Genomic DNA, 16,311 nt, shown 5'->3' with positions numbered 1-16,311 from the left:
ACGGTGTTTATTCCTCAAGCGCATCCAGCCACTCTTTCGGCACATCGCGCTTCAGCGCCAGCTGGCATTGCTGGCTTTCCGCATCGAAGACAATTACCGCCTGGCCTTTGCTCAATGCGTGGCGTACTCGTTCGATACGGGTATTCAGCGGGGTCTCGTCGCCATTGTCGGTGCCATCGCGGGTAACGAAGTCCTCGATCAGGCGGGTCAGGGTGTCAGCTTCGAGCAGTGTGTAGGGGATTAGCACGGTAGGGCCTCCAGAGCGCAGCGCGGATGCTAGCAGGCCGTTGAAAAATTACCTACGTTGGCAATACTGCGTTAAAAACGGCCTCGGAAGGCTCATGTACAACTCGTACACTCCGCTTCCTCGGCGCTTTGACCAGCCTTCGGCTGTTACTACGTAGCGCCTTGTCTTGCCTGCCTCGCCTACATTTTTCAGTGGCCTGCTAACGTGCGCAGCCCCGGCTGGCCATGTTTGCCGTGCAGTTACTGGGCGGGTGGTTCGGCCGGCTGCAGATAGGCTTCCAGGGTGCTGTAAAGCTTGGCGCTGTCCAGCGGTTTGCCGAGGAAGTCATTCATTCCAGATTCGACCCCGTGCTGGCGGTGCTCATCGAGGATGTGTGCGGTCAGGGCGATGATCGGCACGGCCGGCAGGTTGTGCTGGCGCTCCAGGCGGCGGATCTGTCGGGTGGCTTCGAAGCCATCCATCTCCGGCATTTCGCAGTCCATCAGGATCAGTTGCGTGGCGCCTGGGTCGCGCTGGTATTCGTTGAGGGCGGCCAGGCCGTTGGTCACCAGGCGCACATTGTAGCCACGCTTTTTCAGAAAGCCTTGGACGACGAGCTGATTCACCGGGTTGTCTTCAGCCACCAGGATGCAGGGCGTGCTGCCGGTGTCGGTATGGGTTTTCGGTTGTGCTTTGATTTCCACGATACGCGGCTCTTCGTACAGTTCGAGTAGGGCGCTGCGCAAAGCGTTGATCGCCAGCGGTTGGGGTAGGCCGAGCAGGCGCAGGCCGGCGGAGCTGGGCAGTTGCTGGCATTGTTCCGGTGCGCAGAGCAGCAGCACGCGTTGTCCGGGCTGCAGCAGTGGACGCAGCGACTCCAGCCAGTGCTGGATGCTGCCCGGCCAGGGCGCCATCAGTACCAGCAGCGGTGGGGCGGCAAAATCCTCCAGGTAGCCGAGCAGGGTTTCCGGATTCTGGCAGCGTTCGGTGCGCATGCCCCAGCGCCCGAGGAGGCGGCTCAAGGCATCCAGGCCGAGGCCGTCGAGTGATGTGAGCAACGCGGTACGGCCCTTGAGCAGTTCGTGCAACGGGTCGGCGGGCAGAATCTCATCCGCTTGCGGAATATCGAAGGCAAAGCGCGTGCCCTGGCCCTGTGTGCTCTGCACTTCGATGCGGCCGCCCATCATTTCCACCAGCTCCTTGCTGATCGCCAGGCCTAGGCCGCTGCCGCCGTAACGACGGGTGGTGCTGGAGTCGCCCTGAGCAAAGGACTCAAACAGCTGGGTCAGCGCCTGGTCACTGATGCCGATTCCGCTGTCGCTGATGGCGAACACCAGATGCGGCTTGCCCTGGGAGTCATTGCGCCGGCAGACATTCAGTGCCACGTGGCCTTCGGCGGTGAACTTCAGGGCGTTGCTGAGCAGGTTCATCAGTACCTGTTTGAGCCGCGTCGGGTCGCCCTGGGTACGGCGTGGTACACCGCTTTCAAGGCTGACATAGAGGCGCAGGCGCTTGTCCAGGGCTTGCCCGGTGAACAGGCTTAGGGTGTCGGAAATCAGCTCTTCCAGATCGAACTCGATGTGTTCCAGGCTGAGCTTGCCGGATTCGATGCGCGCGTAATCGAGGATGTCGTTGATCACCGCCATCAGCGAGCTGCCGGAGCTGGAAATGGTGTCGACGTAGAAGCGCTGGCTGCGGTCCAGCGGGGTCTCCTTGAGCAGCTGTAACATGCCCAGCACGCCGTTGAGTGGGGTGCGGATTTCGTGGCTCATCTTGGCCAGAAAGCGGCTCTTGGCCTGGTTTTCGATTTCTGCCTGCTCAGCGGCGCGGCGTGACTGGAAGCCTTCTTCCTTGAGCAGATTGATGCGGTCGGCCAGGCCGATGGACAGGGTGATCAGTTCGATGGTCACGCCGATCTTCACGGCCGTGGCGCCGAATACACCAAAGACTTCCACGCCCAGCGAGCCGGTGGTGGCCTGGATAAAGGCGAACAGCAGGATGGCCCAGGCGAGGGTGTAGTAGGAGCCGTAACGTACACCCCGGCGCCAGATATACAGGCCGGTGAGCAGCAGGGTCAGCGAGACCAGGGAAACGGTGACGCTGGCGAGGATATTCCAGGCGTTGAAGCCAATCAGTGGCACCGACAGCAGGCAGCCGGCGCAGGCCAGCATCAACAGGCGCAGGCCGGTATCCAGGCGTGGAAAGTATTGCGGTGCATGCAGGAAGTGACGGCTGAACTGAATGGCCGTCAGGCAGTGCAGGTACATCAGGATGTAGATGCTCACCGACTGGAACGCCACATGCTCGGGCAGCAGCTTGAACAGCATGCCGTCGAAACAGGCGGCCAGCAGACCGACGTTGAGGTTGTAGGCCAGGTACCAGAGGTAGGCGGATTCACGCAGTGAGATAAACAGGAACAGGTTGTAGCAGAACATCGCAAACAGCACGCCGTAGAACGCGCCATTGAAACCCATGAGGTTTTCCTGGGCGGCGGCGCTGGCCTGGTAGGTGCTGAAGAACAGCGGCATAAAGATCGTGCTGGTGGTCTCGACCCGCACCAGCAGGGTGCTTTCGCCGGGCGTCAGTTCAAGTGGGAACCAGAAGTTGCGCACCTGTACCGGGCGCTGGGAGAAGGCATAGCGGTCGCCGCTTTCCTGCATCTGCCACTGGCCATCGGCGCTGGCCAGAAACACCTGCAGATGGTCGAGCAGTGGGTAGTTGACCTCCAGGTAGCCAGCCAGGTTCTGCGCCAGGCTGTTGTTCAGACGTACCTTGAACCACCAGACCGAATCATTCTTGCCGAGGTTGGCGTGCTCGCCCTTAACTGGGGTAAAGCGTTCGTCGGCCAGGGCGCCGACCTGTTCGACGCTCAGCTCACCTTGCGCGTCTTCCAGGTAGGCCATGGAGGGGCCGAGTGGCAGGCGCAGATCGGCGTTGTTCAGCGTTGCAGGTTGCAGCGCCCACGCCGATCCACACAGCCAGAACAGCACCACAGCCAGCCATATCCGAGGCATTTACCGACCTCAATATTATTATTTGAGGCCTGATCCGGCCCCGCGTCATGCCGTCACTTTGCCCGGATGCGCGCGGCCCTTCAAGCGTCCTGATCGCGGGGGCGCAACAGGCTGTCGACAGTCGGGACGCGGGTATCACTTTCCATCTGCGCATCGTGCTCCAGTTGGTGGCTGAAGCGTTCTAGCGAGCCCTGTGCAGGCTGAGCGTCGCTGGAGAATACCGGTGGGCTGAGTACGTAGGCGGCAAGCAGTCGACTCAGGGCTTTGAGGCTGTCGATGTGCGTGCGTTCATAGCCATGAGTGGCGTCGCAGCCGAAGGCCAGCAGAGCCGTGCGAATGTCGTGGCCAGCGGTGACTGCCGACTGTGCGTCGCTGTGGTAATAGCGGAACAGGTCGCGGCGCACCGGGATTTCATTTTCGCTGGCCAGACGCAACAGCTGGCGCGACAGGTGATAGTCGTAAGGCCCGCCTGAGTCCTGCATCGCCACGCTGACGGTGTGTTCGCTGGACTGCTGGCCAGGCGCAACCGGGGCGATGTCGATGCCGACGAATTCACTGACATCCCAGGGCAGGGCGGCTGCCGCGCCAGAGCCGACTTCCTCGGTGATGGTAAACAGCGGGTGGCAGTCGATCTCTGGTTCCAGGCCGCTTTCCTTGATGGCCTTGAGTGCGGTAAGCAGCGCCGCGACGCCGGCCTTGTCATCCAGATGGCGCGCGCTGATATGGCCGCTTTCGGTGAACTCTGGCAGTGGGTCGAAGGCGACAAAGTCGCCCACCGAGATGCCCAGCGACTCGCAGTCGGCGCGGGTGCTGCAGTAGGCGTCCAGGCGCAGTTCGACGTGGTCCCAGCTGATCGGCAATTGGTCCACGGCGGTATTGAATGCGTGGCCCGAGGCCATCAGCGGCAGCACGCTGCCGCGAATCACGCCCTGATCGGTAAACACGCTGACACGGCTGCCTTCGGCGAAGCGGCTCGACCAGCAGCCGACGGCGGCCAGGCCCAGGCGGCCGTTGTCCTGCAACTCGCGCACGATGGCGCCAATGGTGTCCAGGTGCGCCGAGACCGCGCGGTCCGGGCTGCTCTGTTTGCCTTTGAGGGTGCCGCGAATGGTGCCGCGCCGGGTCATTTCAAAGGGGATGCCGATCTCTTCCAGGCGCTCGGCAACGTAGCGCACGATGGTGTCGGTAAAGCCGGTGGGGCTGGGAATGGCGAGCATTTCCAGCAGCACTTTCTGCAGATAGACGAGGTCGGGTTCGGGGAGTTGCTGCATGGAGTCTCCTCTACGGCGATTGCGCCCCTCGGCCGTAAGCAGGAGAGGGGCTGGGAATGGGTCAGCTGGGTGTCTGGCTCAAGGGAAATAGCAGGTCGATAAAGCGCTCGGCCGTGGGTTGCGGTTGGTGGTTGGCCAGGCCGGCACGCTCGTTGGCTTCGATAAACACGTACTCGGTTTGATTGGCTGCGGGCACCAGCAGGTCGAGGCCGACCACCGGAATATCCAGGGCGCGGGCGGCTTTTACGGCGGCATCGGCCAGCACCGGGTGGAGGATATCGGTGACGTCTTCCAGGCTGCCGCCGGTGTGCAGGTTGGCGGTTTTACGCACGGCCAGGCGCTGGCCGGCCGGCAGCACGCTGTCGTAATCAACCCCGGCGGCATGCAGGGTGCGTAGGGTTTCAGCGTCCTTGGGGATGCGGCTTTCGCCTTCGGTGGCGGCTTGCCGGCGGCGGCTCTGCGCATCGATCAGTTCACCGATGCTGTGTTGGCCATCACCGATCACTTCCGCCGGGCGGCGAATGGCGGCGGCGATCACGGCAAAGCCGATTACCAGAATGCGCAGGTCAAAGCCTGGGTGAAAGCTTTCCAGCAAGACGCGGCTGTCGAAGGTACTGGCGCGTTCGATGGCGTCCTGCACATCCAGCGGCGTGCGCAGATCCACCGCCACGCCCTGTCCCTGTTCGCCATCCACCGGCTTGACCACCAGGCTGCCGTGCTCGGCGAGAAAGGCGGCATTGTCCTCGGCGCTGCCGGCCAGGCGCTGGGCCGGTAGGTGCAGGCCGGCGCGGGCCAGGGCGCGATGGGTTAGGCGCTTGTCCTGACACAGGGTCATGCTCACCGCGCTGGTCAGGTCGCTCAGTGATTCTCGGCAGCGGATGCGTCGGCCGCCGTGGCTTAGGGTGAACAGCCCGGCGTCGGCGTCGTCGACCTGCACTTCGATGCCGCGGCGCAGTGCTTCATCGACGATGATCCGCGCGTAAGGGTTCATCGGGGTGTGCGGGCCGGGGCCGAGAAACAGCGCTTCATTGATGCCGTTCTTGCGCTTGATGCTGAAGGTCTGCAGCTCGCGAAAGCCCAGCTTGGCGTACAGGCCCTTGGCCTGCTCGTTGTCGTGCAGCACGGATAGATCCAGGTGGCTCAGGCCACGGCTCATAAAGTGTTCGATCAGGTGACGTACCAGCACCTCGCCGACGCCAGGTCGGCTGCAGCGTGGGTCGACCGCCAGGCACCACAGGCTGCTGCCGTGGTCCGGGTCCTGATAGGCCTTGTGGTGATTGAGGCCCATCACGCTGCCGATTATTGTGCCGCTGTCTTCATCCTCGGCCAGCCAGTACACCGGCCCGCCCAGGTGGCGCGGGGTAAGTTTGTCCGGCTCGATCGGCAGCATGCCGCGTAGCTGATACAGGGCGTTGATCGCCTGCCAGTCCTCGGCACTCTGCGCGCGGCGTACGCGGTAACCGCGAAAACCCCGGCGCGCGGGGCGGTAGTCGGTAAACCACAGACGTAGCGTATCGGAGGGATCGAGAAACAGCTGCTGCGGCGCTTGCGCCAGCACCTGGTGCGGTGCTGCGACATATAGAGCGATATCACGCTCGCCGGGCTGCTCAGTCAGCAGGTCGCTGGCCAGGGCGGCAGCATCCGGGTAGGTATGGCCGAGCAGCAGGCGACCCCAGCCGCAGTGCACGGCTTGTGGTTGGCTGGGCGGGGCGTTGTGATCTTCGGCCAGGCGCGCCTGCAGGCGCTCGTAGGAAGGCGCTTGGCCGCGTAGCAGGCGTTGATTAAAGGCAGTGGCACGCATTGGAGGGGTTCCTTTGCCGTGAGCAGGTGGCAGATGCTGCGGTGGCGGGGCTGTGTCCAGCCACCGCAGCGCTCTACAGGCCGTGTTCGTTCAACCAGAGATTCAGCGCGGCCAACTGCCACAGCTTGGAGCCGCGCAAAGGCGTCAGCTGACCGTGCGGGTCACTCAGCAGGCGATCCAGCATGGCCGGGTTGAACAGGCCGCGATCCTGGCTGGGGTCGAGCAGCAGGTCACGCACCCAGCCCAGGGTGGCGCCTTGCAGATGCTTGAGGCCAGGCACCGGGAAGTAGCCCTTGGGCCGGTCGATCACCGCGCTGGGAATGACCTGGCGTGCGGCTTCCTTGAGCACATGCTTGCCGCCATCGGGCAGCTTGAAGCGCCCCGGAATACGTGCCGAAAGCTCGGCCAGGCGATAGTCGAGGAACGGCGTGCGTGCCTCCAGGCCCCAGGCCATGGTCATGTTGTCGACCCGTTTGACCGGGTCATCGACCAGCATCACCGTGCTGTCCAGGCGCAGCGCCTTGTCCACGGCGGCTATAGCGCCGGGCTGGGCGAAATGCTCACGGACGAAGTCGCCGGCCATGTCGCGGGTCAACCACTCAGGCTGCACGCAGGCGGCGTATTCATCGTAATCACGGTCGAAGAACGCCGCGCGATAAGCGCCGAAGGCATCTTCGGCTTCGTCCACTTGCGGGTACCAGTGGTAGCCGGCGAACAGCTCATCGGCGCCCTGGCCGCTCTGCACCACCTTGCAATGCTTGGCCACCTCGCGTGACAGCAGGTAGAAGGCAATGCAGTCGTGGCTGACCATCGGTTCGCTCATGGCGCGAAAGGCCGCCGGCAGCTGTTCGAGAATCTCATGTTCGCCGATACGCAGCTGATGGTGACGGGTAGCGAAGTGCTCGGCGATCAGGTCGGAGTACTGGAACTCGTCGCCACGCTCGCCGCCAGCATCCTGAAAACCGATGGAGAAGGTCGACAGGTTTTCTACCCCGGCTTCACGCAACAGACCGACCAGCATGCTCGAATCGACACCGCCGGAAAGCAGCACACCGACGTCCACGGCGGCGCGTTGACGGACTGATACGGCCTCACGCATGCCGTCCAGCACGCGCTCACGCCACTCATCCAGGCCGAAGGCGATTTCCTCGCGTTGTGGGCCGAATGTCAGGTTCCACCAGGTCTGCTGCTCACAGTTGCCCTGGGCGTCGATGCGCATCCAGCTGGCGGGCGGCAGTTTTTCTACCCCGGCCAGCAGGGTGCGCGGCGCGGGCACCACGGCGTGGAAGTTCAGGTAGTGGTTGAGGGCGACGGGGTCGAGGGTTTTGCCAATGTCGCCGCCGGCCATCAGCGCTGGCAGGCTGGAGGCAAAGCGCACACGCTCACCGGTGCGTGACAAATACAGCGGCTTGACCCCGAGGCGGTCGCGGGCGATGAACAGTTGCTGGCTGTCACGCTCCCAGATGGCGAAGGCGAACATGCCGTTGAGCTTGGGTAGCAGGTCGGTGCCCCAGGCGTGATAGCCCTTGAGCAGCACTTCAGTGTCGCCATCGGAGAAGAAGCGATAGCCAAGGGCTTTCAGCTCTTCGCGCAGTTCCGGGTAGTTGTAGATGGCACCGTTGAACACCATCGTCAGGCCCAGCTCGCTGTCGATCATCGGCTGGCCCGAGGCTTCGGCCAGGTCCATGATTTTCAGGCGGCGATGGCCGAGGGCGAGTGGGCCCTGGCTGTGAAAGCCGTAGGCGTCGGGGCCGCGGGCGGCCATATGGTGGGTGATTCGCTCGACTGCAGCCAGGTCGGCCGGTCGTTGATCAAAACGTAATTCTCCAGCGATTGCGCACATAATTCCTTACCGGTATTGCCGTTGGGGAGTGGTTCGGGGCTGCCGAACCTTTTACACCAAAACAAAATAATGCTTTCATGTCAAAGTTTTATATCGAATTAAAAGGCGTATATGGCTGATAAAAAGGTTTCTACTGAAATAGATTTGTCATCTGTTTCGGCCTTCGAGCTGCCGCTGTTTCAGGCGCTGCGACGTTTGCAACAGGCCGGTGAAGTGCATGCCAAACGCCTCGGCCGCTTTGGTGGGCTGACGCCGATGCAATTGATGATTCTGCAGGTGTTGGCGGGAGAGACGCGGTTGACGGCCAGCGACCTCAGTGGCCGGGTCAGCCTGACGGCTGCGACCCTGTCGGGCATGCTCGACAGGCTGGAGGAAAAGGGCCTGCTGCAACGTCAGCGCGACGATCAGGATCGGCGCCGGCAGTGGTTGCTGCTCAGCGAACAGGGCCGCACCCTGTTACAACAGGCGCCGAGCCTGCTACCGCCGGAGTTTGTCACGCGCTTTGCCGGATTGCAGGAGTGGGAGCGCCACAGCTTGACCGCCGCGCTGTTACGCGCGGCGCAGCTGTGTGGGGAGATGGAGTAAAAAAGCCGCGCCATGCCGGCGCGGCATGACAGGCTTAGCGTTTGGGCTGTTTGTACAGATCCAGCAGCACCTGATCGAGAATCGACGAGGCGCCCCAAGGGCGTGGGTCGTTGAGGATGGCCACCACGGCCCAGCTGTTGCCGTTGCTGTCGCGGCTGAAACCGGCGATGGCGCGCACATTGTTCAGCGTACCGGTCTTGATTCGCGCCTCGCCCACCAGTGGGGTGCGGTGCAGGCGTTTGCGCATGGTGCCGTCCATCGCCACCAATGGCAGCGAAGCCATAAATTCGGCGGCGTAAGGGCTCTTCCAAGCCGCTTGCAGCAGGGTGGCCATTTCCCGCGCACTGACCCGCTCGGCACGCGACAGCCCGGAGCCGTTTTCCATCACCAGGTGTGGCGCGGTTATGCCTTTACGTGCCAGCCAGCTGCGGATCACCCGTTGTGCTGCCTTGCTGTCGTCCTGGTCGGCGGAGTTGCGAAACTGCGCGCCGAGACTGAGGAACAGCTGCCGGGCCATGGTGTTGTTACTGTATTTGTTGATGTCGCGGATGATTTCGGTCAGGTCCGGCGAATAGGCGCGGGCCAGTAGGCGGGCCTTCTCTGGCACTGGAGCAAGACGGTCCTTGCCCATGATGCTGCCGCCCAGCTCCTGCCAGATGGCGCGGATGGCGCCTGCGGCATAACTCGGGTGGTCGAGCAGCGACAGGTAGGTCTGCGAGCTGCAGCCTTCGGCCAGCTTGCCGGTGACGATGACCGTGGTGCCGTCGAATTCGGTGACCGGGTTGTAGCGCACATCCGGCCAGCCCGGGCATTTGGCTGCTGGCAGGGCTTTGACGCGGTTGTCGATGCGGATATCGGCAATCGGCGGCTCGGCGGCGATATGCACCTTGCCACCCTCGGTGCGGGCAATAAAACGCAGGGCTTTGAGGTTGACCAGCAGGGAGTCCGGGGTGACCAGGAATGGCTTGTTGGCATCGCCGCCATCGTCATTAAAACTCGGTAACTGTGGCTGTACGAAGTGGCTACGGTCGAGCACCAGATCGCCCGTCACCTGCAGCACGCCGTTGGCACGCAGGTCGCGCATCATCAGCCAGAGCTTTTCCATATTCAGCTTGGGGTCGCCGCCGCCCTTGAGGTACAGATTGCCGTTGAGCACGCCGTTCTTCAGTTGGCCGTCGGTGAAGAACTCGGTTTTCCACTGGTGGGTCGGGCCGAGCAGCTCAAGCGCTGCGTAGGTGGTGACCAGCTTCATGGTGGAGGCCGGGTTGACGGAAATGTCGGCATTGAAAAAGGTGCTATTGCCAGGGCCATTGAGCGGCACAGTGACCACAGACAGCGACTGGCTGCTGATCTTGTTGGCTTTCAGCGATTGCTGAACCTTGTTTGATAAACCGTTCGTGGCGGCTGCCAGTGGCAGGCAAACAGGCAGCAGTAGGCCGGCGATAGCCAGATGACGCAGGGTTTTGATCATGGGCGACTCCCCTCCAGCTGAGGGACAAAGGTGACGCGAGGCATGTAAAGAGGTTCCATCGCGGATTGAGAAGATGTTGGCAATTATGCCCCAATACAGTTCCAGCTGAATGGCAGTAAATGCCATCAGCCGGGCTTTTCTGTGGGCAATCGAGCGACCTGTCGTCTTCCAGGCGGGCGCGCAAGCCGCGAAACTGCTAGAGTGCCGCGCGTTATCACTTTTGAGGATTGTTCCATGGCTACTAACCGTTCCCGCCGTCTGCGCAAAAAACTCTGCGTGGATGAATTCCAGGAGCTGGGTTTTGAGCTGAACCTGAACTTCAAGCAAGACCTGGCCGATGAGGCCATCGACAGCTTTCTTGAGCAGTTCCTGCGTGATGCCATGACCGCTAACGGCCTGGGCTATGTCGGCGGCGATGACTTCGGTCTGGTATGCCTGTCCAAGCGTGGCTCGGTCAACGAAGAGCAGCGCGCTGCCGTTGAAGCCTGGCTGAAAGGCCGTGACGAGCTGGTGGATTTCACCGCCAGCCCGCTGCTCGACGTCTGGTACCCAGACAACTCGATCAATCAGGCCTAAAACCTGTAAGCAGGGCATGCATCGCGCATGCCCTGTTGCTTTTCCCTTCTGCAATTCTCGTCAGTCGCTCAGGCCCGCCTTGGCCAGCAGCGCAGCGTTATCAACCTGATCAATCTGCTCACGACGTAGAAAGCGTTCGGCGTAGCTGAGGTAGATCTTTTCCCGTACAAAAAGCCCGAACAGTTCGGGATCGATGTGCGCGCCTTTACACATACCCGCCATAATGTTGAGTGATTCGGACAACAGCTTGCCCTTTTTGTAGGGACGGTCCACTGCGGTCAGCGCTTCGAAGATATCGGCAATCGCCATCATCCTGGCCGGTAGGCTCATGTCTTCGCGCTTCAGGCGTTTCGGGTAGCCGGTGCCGTCCATCTTTTCATGGTGGCCGCCGGCAATCTCGGCAACGCTGGTCAGGTGTGCGGGGAAGGGCAGGTGGCTGAGCATGCGAATGGTCTGCACCATATGACCGTTGATGATAAAGCGCTCTTCGTTGGTCAGGGTGCCGCGGCCGATGCTGAGGTTATAGACCTCGCCGCGATTGTGTTTGTAATGCGGCACTTCCAGCTTGAAGCCCCACGGGTTGTCTTCGGCGATCAGCTCGCTTTCGGGACGCTCGATCAGGTGTTCGGCTTTGTCGCTGAGCAGCGTTTCCTGCACCGGTAACGGCTGCGCCGGGGTACGCGACTGGCGCAGGTTCTCTTCCCAGGAAACCCCCAGGCGATCATCCAGGGTGCGCGTCCAGGTGCGCGCGGCGATGTTGCGCAGGCGCTCAAGGTCAGCGTCGGCCATCGCTTCGCCGCCCAGGTTGCAGCGGGCGATAAAGGCGAACTCATCATCCAGGGTGGCGAGCAGCTCATCGCGCACCTGAGCCAGGCTGGCCGCTTCACCGCCCTGGCTGAGATGTTCCCAGTAACTGATCCAGGCGTCGCGTTTGAGCACTTCAAAGCGCATGCGCACTTCATGGATGCGGTCGCAGATGGTTTCCAGTTTGGTGGCCTTGTCCACCACGTACTCGGGCACGGTGACCTTGCCGCAGTCATGCAGCCATGCGGCGATATGCAGAGCCTCCCACTCTTCGTCTGTGGGTTGGTAGTCGCTGAACGCGTCATCCTTGCTGGCGGCAGCCGCGCGGGCGAGCATCAGGGTAATTTCCGGCACCCGTTGGCAGTGGCCACCGGTATAGGGGCTCTTGGCATCGATGGCGCCAGCGATCAGCTGGATAAAGGCATCGAGCAGTTTCTTCTGTTGATCGAGCAGGCGCTGACTCTCGATGCACAGCGCCGCCACGCCGGAGACCGCCTCGACATAGGCGATGCGCTCGGGACGCAGCATGGCCAGATCGGCCTCATCACCGGTGTCGCGGTGCAACAGCAGCAGTACGCCGAGGGTCTGGCCCTGGCGGTTATGCAGGCCAGTGCAGACCAGGTGCGCGCGCGGGCTGTCGAGGGTGTGTAGCAGGCTCTGGAAGCCCTGCGCATGCTCGAAGCCCAGCGCCACGGTGACGCTGGGGCCGCCGGTTGCCGTTTGCGCGAGCCAGCTTGGCAGGGCTGGGTCATTCGGGTCGAAGCTGGGGATGCGATGCTCTTCCAGATTGTGCTGCAGCTCATTGATAAACAGCCCGTGCGGCTCCAGGCGACCGCTGTTGCTGTCGCGCAGATAGAGCAGACCGCCGCTGGCTTCGCTGAGGTCGACGGTTTCGCGCAGCACACGGCGTAGCAGGGCGTCGAAACGGGTTTCTGCCGAGAGCGTGGCGGCAATGTCGAGAAAGCTGGAGATGGTCTCCTTCATCCGCCCCATCGACACCGCGAGCTGGTCGACTTCCTTGACGAAGGAACGGCCACTGGCCGGGTAATCGAAGTTGAAGCTGCGGATGGCCTCGGCCTCGCCCACCAGCAGGCGCAGCGGTTTGACCAGAATATTGGAGAGCAGCCAGCCAATCGGGATGCACAGCAGCAGGATGCCCAGAGTCAGTACGGCACCTTGCCAGCGGATGCGGTAGGCATCGGCGAGCAGTTCACTTTCCGGGGCCAGCAGAGCCAGGCGCAGCCCTTGCGGGCCGCCCTCGCTGAGCTGGCTGTAGGAAATTTGCCAGCGCTGCTTGTTCAGGCGCACGGCGCCTTGACGATCCTCATCAAGGCCGAGGCTGAGAAAGTCGGCGAGCACCGGGCTGAGATCCTTGACCTGCGCCAGTTGTAGCTTTTCCCCGGGGATAATCAGACGTGTGCTATCCGGGTAGGCGACCGCGCTGCCATCGGGGCTGTACAGCACCACTTCGGTGGAGGGCGTCAGGCGATGTTGGGCCAGGGTGGCGGAGAGGTCATCGAGGGTCAGGTCGGCGCCCACCACCGTGGTTTCGCTGCTTTTGCGGGCAATGGTGGTGCCGATTTCCTGGGTGGAAAAGAAGGCATAGGGCGCGGTGGTGAAGTGCTTCGGGCTCTGCAGCGCGCTGTTGTACCAGGGGCGGCGACGCGGATCGTAGGTTTCCTTGAGGTTCTGTCGGCGACTGATGGGCTGCAGCTGTGCGTCGAAGAACAGGTATTCGGAATCCAGGCGTTGTTCGCTGATGCGGTCAATGCTCCACACCTGATACTCGGCATTTTCAGGGGCAAAGAAAATCTGCCGCAGTTTCTCGCTACGCAGCGGCCGCACCATAAAGAAACTGCCATCGCCATAACCGACATAGATCGACGCCAGCTTGGGGTTGTCGCGCAGTGCCTGGCTGAACATCGGCAGCATGATCATGCGCTCATGGCGGTCACGGCCGTTGATCTGCTCGTTACGCGCCAGCAGGTTGATCATGTAGCGAATGGGTTGGTAGGTATTGCGCAGATCCGCTTGAACTTCCTTGCGCATCTGGGTGAACAGCTGGTCGCTGCTGCTGAGGATGATGTTGCTGGTCTGCTGGTAGTTGAAGTACCCCAGCACCACGCCAGAGCCCAGCAGCAGCAGAGTGAACAGCACGCTGATATGGATATGGAGCGGAAAACGGCGTTCCTTGGACCTTGCTGTCTGCTGCATCCGCGCATGTCCTGTATATCTTGGCTAGCGCCAAGCATAGTGGAGCGTTGTGCGTTTTGCCGTGGCGCGGATGCAGGTTTCTTGTGCGGCAACAGCTCTAGGTTGGGCCTGTGCTGTGCTTGATTTTTTGCAGATTGTTTCGATGGACCAGCCAGCGCTCCAGGCCATATACCAGCAGCGCTACCAGCAAGGCCAGGGCCACGCCAATCAGGCTGTTGAACAGGCGTACCTGGGGTAGCTGCCAGTCATGTGCCAGGCTTTCGGCCAACAACACGAAGCACACCGTGGTCTGCAGCACAAACAGGCCGTAATGGTTGGCCTGCAGGGCACGGCTGAGGGCGATCAGCGGTAGCAATGTGGCGACCATCAGCGCCGGATTCTGCAGGCTGTGGCCGAGCAGAATCAGCAACGCAGCCGCGCCCAGGCTGGCGAGGATTGATTGCACGGCACGCACCAGGCTGCCCTGAAAATCCAGCTGCAAGGTGGTGACCACGGTCAGTGTCAGCCAGTAGCCGCGGTGCAGCTCGGCCAGGTTGACGATCAGCCCAGAGAGGGCGAATGCCAGGGTGCAGCCCAGTGCATGCAGCCGCCACTTCTGTTGTGGCAGGCGTTTGGCGTGCCGTTTGAGCACCTTGAAAATGCTGATAAAACGCGGCATGTACGGCCACATGCGCAGGCCATGCATGCCGCGCAGGCCGAAGGCCAGCAGCATCACCCAGAGCCCACCGAGGATAAACAGCATGGCGATGGCGTAGGGGTTGTTCAGCGAGCCCAGGCCTTGTTGGCCCTGGCCCAGGCACAGGCAGATAGCCAGACCGATACCCAGTTTGCCGGCTTCGCTGCCAAAGCGTTGCAGCCAGGCGAGCAGAAAGCCAAATAGGGCAAAGACCAGCAAGCTGGCATAAGGATGGCTGGCCGACCAGAAGCCCAGTCCCGCGCTGCAGGCACCCAGGCCGCAGAGCATCAGCATGCGCAGCATGCCCAGGCGGTGCAGTGGGTTGGCTTGCGCTGCCTGGAAGGCGCCAGCCGAGGCCCAGAGAAACCCCGGGTGAGCGCTGAACAGCCCAAGCAGCAATGGCAGCGCACAGCCGAAGCCGGCGACCATGGCCGGGCCCCAGGCGGGGGGACCGGCATGCCAGCTGAAGGTTTGTCGCAGTAGGCTATTCATGGCTTATACCGGGCTTGAACGGCCCGTCATTTCGCGGGCCATTTCAGTAGCGTAGCTGTCAGTCATGCCAGCGATAAAATCGATCATGCGCAGGAATGAGCGGTACAGCGGCCAGCTTGGGTCAGGTGCGTTATTGCCAAGCAGGTCGAGGATACGGCGGTTCTTGAACGACGGTGTGCGCCCGCCATGTTGCTCCAGCGCTGCGCCGCAAAAGGCATTCAGGAGAATTTCCAGCGTGGTGTAGGCGCCGATCTCGTGCAGGGTCTTGCGCTTGTCCTGGAAGATCTTCTGCCGGGCCATGTCCTTGGCGCTCTGCACGCAACGCTTGGCGGTGCCGTGCATATGTTCAACCAGATCGCCCTGCAAGGTGCCGGCGAGCAGGGCGTCCTGTTGCTCGACGAAGGCATGTGCGGCGGCATTGGTCAGATGCTCGATGGCTTTGCCGCGCAGGATTGCCAGCTTGCGCCGCTTGGAGTCGTCCGGGCCGAGCTGGCGATAGGTTTCCGGCAGGTCATCGCCGACCAGGTTGAGCAGTAGCGCCTCGACCTCGCTGTATTCAAGCAGCTCCATTTCCAGACCGTCTTCCAGGTCGATCAGGCCGTAGCAGATGTCATCCGCCGCTTCCATCAGGTAGACCAGCGGATGGCGTGCCCAGCGCTGTTCTTCCAGCTGCGGCAGGCCGAGTTTGCCGGCGATCTGCTCAAGCAGCGGCAGCTCGCTCTGGTAGCAGCCGAACTTGTGTTTCTTGTAGCCCAGGGCTTCGGCGTGACGCGCGGTCCAGGGGTATTTCAGGTAGGTGCCGAGCGTCGCGTAAGTCAGCCGGGTGCCGCCATCGAACTGGTGATATTCCAGTTGGGTGAGTACCCGAAAGCCCTGGGCATTGCCCTCGAAACTGAGAAAGTCGCCGCGCTCGGCCGCGCTCATCGAGTCCAGCCAGCCACGCCCGGCGGCCTGCTGAAACCAGTGGCGGATGGCATCTTCACCGGAATGGCCAAAGGGCGGATTGCCAATGTCGTGAGCCAGGCAGGCAGACTGCACGACCATGCCCAGGTCGCTTGGTTCGCACCAGTCCGGCAGGGCATCGCGGATCATCTCGCCAACGCGCATACCCAGCGAGCGACCCACGCAGCTGACTTCCAGCGAGTGAGTCAGGCGGGTGTGGATATGATCATTGCTGGAAACCGGGTGCACCTGGGTCTTGCGTCCCAGCCGGCGGAAGGCGCCGGAGAAGATGATGCGATCATGGTCTTTGTGGAACGGGGTGCGGCCCAGTTCGGCGACGCTGTGCGTCGGCTTGCCGAGTCGTTCGCGGTTGAGCAGGGTTTGCCAATCCAAGGG

The 16,311-nt window shown here is 62.2% G+C and carries 11 protein-coding genes; 2 read left to right on the top strand and 9 right to left on the bottom strand.

The window, feature by feature from the left end; all coding sequences use genetic code 11:
* Nucleotides 1–7 precede the first annotated feature (7 nt).
* The 5 genes from ACIN8IBEIGE_RS16085 to ACIN8IBEIGE_RS16065 all read right to left on the bottom strand — a co-directional run bounded on the left by ACIN8IBEIGE_RS16085 (nucleotide 8) and on the right by ACIN8IBEIGE_RS16065 (nucleotide 8,155).
* Complete coding sequence (locus tag ACIN8IBEIGE_RS16085) at nucleotides 8–247, bottom strand: YheU family protein (protein WP_090387437.1); 240 nt, start codon at nucleotides 245–247, stop codon at nucleotides 8–10.
* A 239-nt stretch (nucleotides 248–486) separates the two neighbouring features.
* The gene (locus ACIN8IBEIGE_RS16080) at nucleotides 487–3,240 is read right to left on the bottom strand and encodes a hybrid sensor histidine kinase/response regulator (protein WP_160015535.1); all 2,754 of its coding nucleotides are present in this window, start codon (nucleotides 3,238–3,240) and stop codon (nucleotides 487–489) included.
* Between the two features lie 80 nt (nucleotides 3,241–3,320).
* Nucleotides 3,321–4,511 carry an osmoprotectant NAGGN system M42 family peptidase gene (locus ACIN8IBEIGE_RS16075; RefSeq protein ID WP_090387430.1) on the bottom strand — a complete coding sequence of 397 codons (1,191 nt, stop codon included), beginning with the start codon at nucleotides 4,509–4,511 and terminating at the stop codon, nucleotides 3,321–3,323.
* Nucleotides 4,512–4,572: 61 nt separating this feature from the next.
* The gene (ngg, locus tag ACIN8IBEIGE_RS16070; RefSeq protein ID WP_160015534.1) at nucleotides 4,573–6,312 is read right to left on the bottom strand and encodes an N-acetylglutaminylglutamine synthetase; all 1,740 of its coding nucleotides are present in this window, start codon (nucleotides 6,310–6,312) and stop codon (nucleotides 4,573–4,575) included.
* 73 nt (nucleotides 6,313–6,385) lie between these two features.
* Entirely contained in the window at nucleotides 6,386–8,155 is a 1,770-nt protein-coding gene (locus tag ACIN8IBEIGE_RS16065) for an N-acetylglutaminylglutamine amidotransferase (protein WP_160015533.1), read from the bottom strand.
* A gap of 111 nt (nucleotides 8,156–8,266) precedes the next feature.
* Between ACIN8IBEIGE_RS16065 and ACIN8IBEIGE_RS16060 the strand changes: the two genes are divergently transcribed.
* On the top strand, nucleotides 8,267–8,740 hold the full coding sequence (locus ACIN8IBEIGE_RS16060; protein WP_160015532.1) for a MarR family winged helix-turn-helix transcriptional regulator: 474 nt from the start codon (nucleotides 8,267–8,269) through the stop codon (nucleotides 8,738–8,740).
* 34 nt (nucleotides 8,741–8,774) lie between these two features.
* Here the strand turns inward: ACIN8IBEIGE_RS16060 and dacB are convergent, their stop codons facing one another.
* The gene (dacB, locus tag ACIN8IBEIGE_RS16055) at nucleotides 8,775–10,211 is read right to left on the bottom strand and encodes a D-alanyl-D-alanine carboxypeptidase/D-alanyl-D-alanine-endopeptidase (RefSeq protein WP_160015531.1); all 1,437 of its coding nucleotides are present in this window, start codon (nucleotides 10,209–10,211) and stop codon (nucleotides 8,775–8,777) included.
* Between the two features lie 234 nt (nucleotides 10,212–10,445).
* On the opposite strand from dacB, the gene ACIN8IBEIGE_RS16050 reads away from it, so the two are divergent.
* A complete protein-coding gene (locus ACIN8IBEIGE_RS16050; RefSeq protein WP_160015530.1) occupies nucleotides 10,446–10,787 on the top strand; it encodes a YggL family protein in 342 nt (113 codons plus the stop codon).
* A 60-nt stretch (nucleotides 10,788–10,847) separates the two neighbouring features.
* Here the strand turns inward: ACIN8IBEIGE_RS16050 and ACIN8IBEIGE_RS16045 are convergent, their stop codons facing one another.
* The 3 genes from ACIN8IBEIGE_RS16045 to ACIN8IBEIGE_RS16035 form a co-directional block, all read right to left on the bottom strand.
* Nucleotides 10,848–13,805: an HD domain-containing phosphohydrolase gene (locus ACIN8IBEIGE_RS16045; RefSeq protein WP_160015529.1), complete on the bottom strand. Its 2,958-nt coding sequence runs from the start codon at nucleotides 13,803–13,805 to the stop codon at nucleotides 10,848–10,850.
* A gap of 97 nt (nucleotides 13,806–13,902) precedes the next feature.
* Nucleotides 13,903–14,973 (bottom strand): FUSC family protein, encoded by a 1,071-nt coding sequence (locus tag ACIN8IBEIGE_RS16040; protein WP_090387413.1) that lies wholly within the window; start codon nucleotides 14,971–14,973, stop codon nucleotides 13,903–13,905.
* Between the two features lie 3 nt (nucleotides 14,974–14,976).
* Nucleotides 14,977–16,308 (bottom strand): deoxyguanosinetriphosphate triphosphohydrolase, encoded by a 1,332-nt coding sequence (locus ACIN8IBEIGE_RS16035; protein ID WP_160015528.1) that lies wholly within the window; start codon nucleotides 16,306–16,308, stop codon nucleotides 14,977–14,979.
* Between the last annotated feature and the right edge of the window lie 3 nt (nucleotides 16,309–16,311).

This window comes from Pseudomonas sp. 8BK (genome assembly GCF_902506475.1).
GTDB lineage: Bacteria > Pseudomonadota > Gammaproteobacteria > Pseudomonadales > Pseudomonadaceae > Aquipseudomonas > Aquipseudomonas anguilliseptica.
Note: the sequence above shows the minus strand (reverse complement) of the source record. Positions and strands in the feature narration are given on the sequence as shown.

Coding starts and splice junctions, on each gene's coding strand:
- ACIN8IBEIGE_RS16080 (WP_160015535.1), bottom strand. CDS start 3,240: ATGCCTCGGATATGGCTGGCTGTGGTGCTGTTCTGGCTGTGTGGATCG.
- ACIN8IBEIGE_RS16075 (WP_090387430.1), bottom strand. CDS start 4,511: ATGCAGCAACTCCCCGAACCCGACCTCGTCTATCTGCAGAAAGTGCTG.
- ngg (WP_160015534.1), bottom strand. CDS start 6,312: ATGCGTGCCACTGCCTTTAATCAACGCCTGCTACGCGGCCAAGCGCCT.
- ACIN8IBEIGE_RS16065 (WP_160015533.1), bottom strand. CDS start 8,155: ATGTGCGCAATCGCTGGAGAATTACGTTTTGATCAACGACCGGCCGAC.
- ACIN8IBEIGE_RS16060 (WP_160015532.1), top strand. CDS start 8,267: ATGGCTGATAAAAAGGTTTCTACTGAAATAGATTTGTCATCTGTTTCG.
- dacB (WP_160015531.1), bottom strand. CDS start 10,211: ATGATCAAAACCCTGCGTCATCTGGCTATCGCCGGCCTACTGCTGCCT.
- ACIN8IBEIGE_RS16050 (WP_160015530.1), top strand. CDS start 10,446: ATGGCTACTAACCGTTCCCGCCGTCTGCGCAAAAAACTCTGCGTGGAT.
- ACIN8IBEIGE_RS16045 (WP_160015529.1), bottom strand. CDS start 13,805: ATGCAGCAGACAGCAAGGTCCAAGGAACGCCGTTTTCCGCTCCATATC.
- ACIN8IBEIGE_RS16040 (WP_090387413.1), bottom strand. CDS start 14,973: ATGAATAGCCTACTGCGACAAACCTTCAGCTGGCATGCCGGTCCCCCC.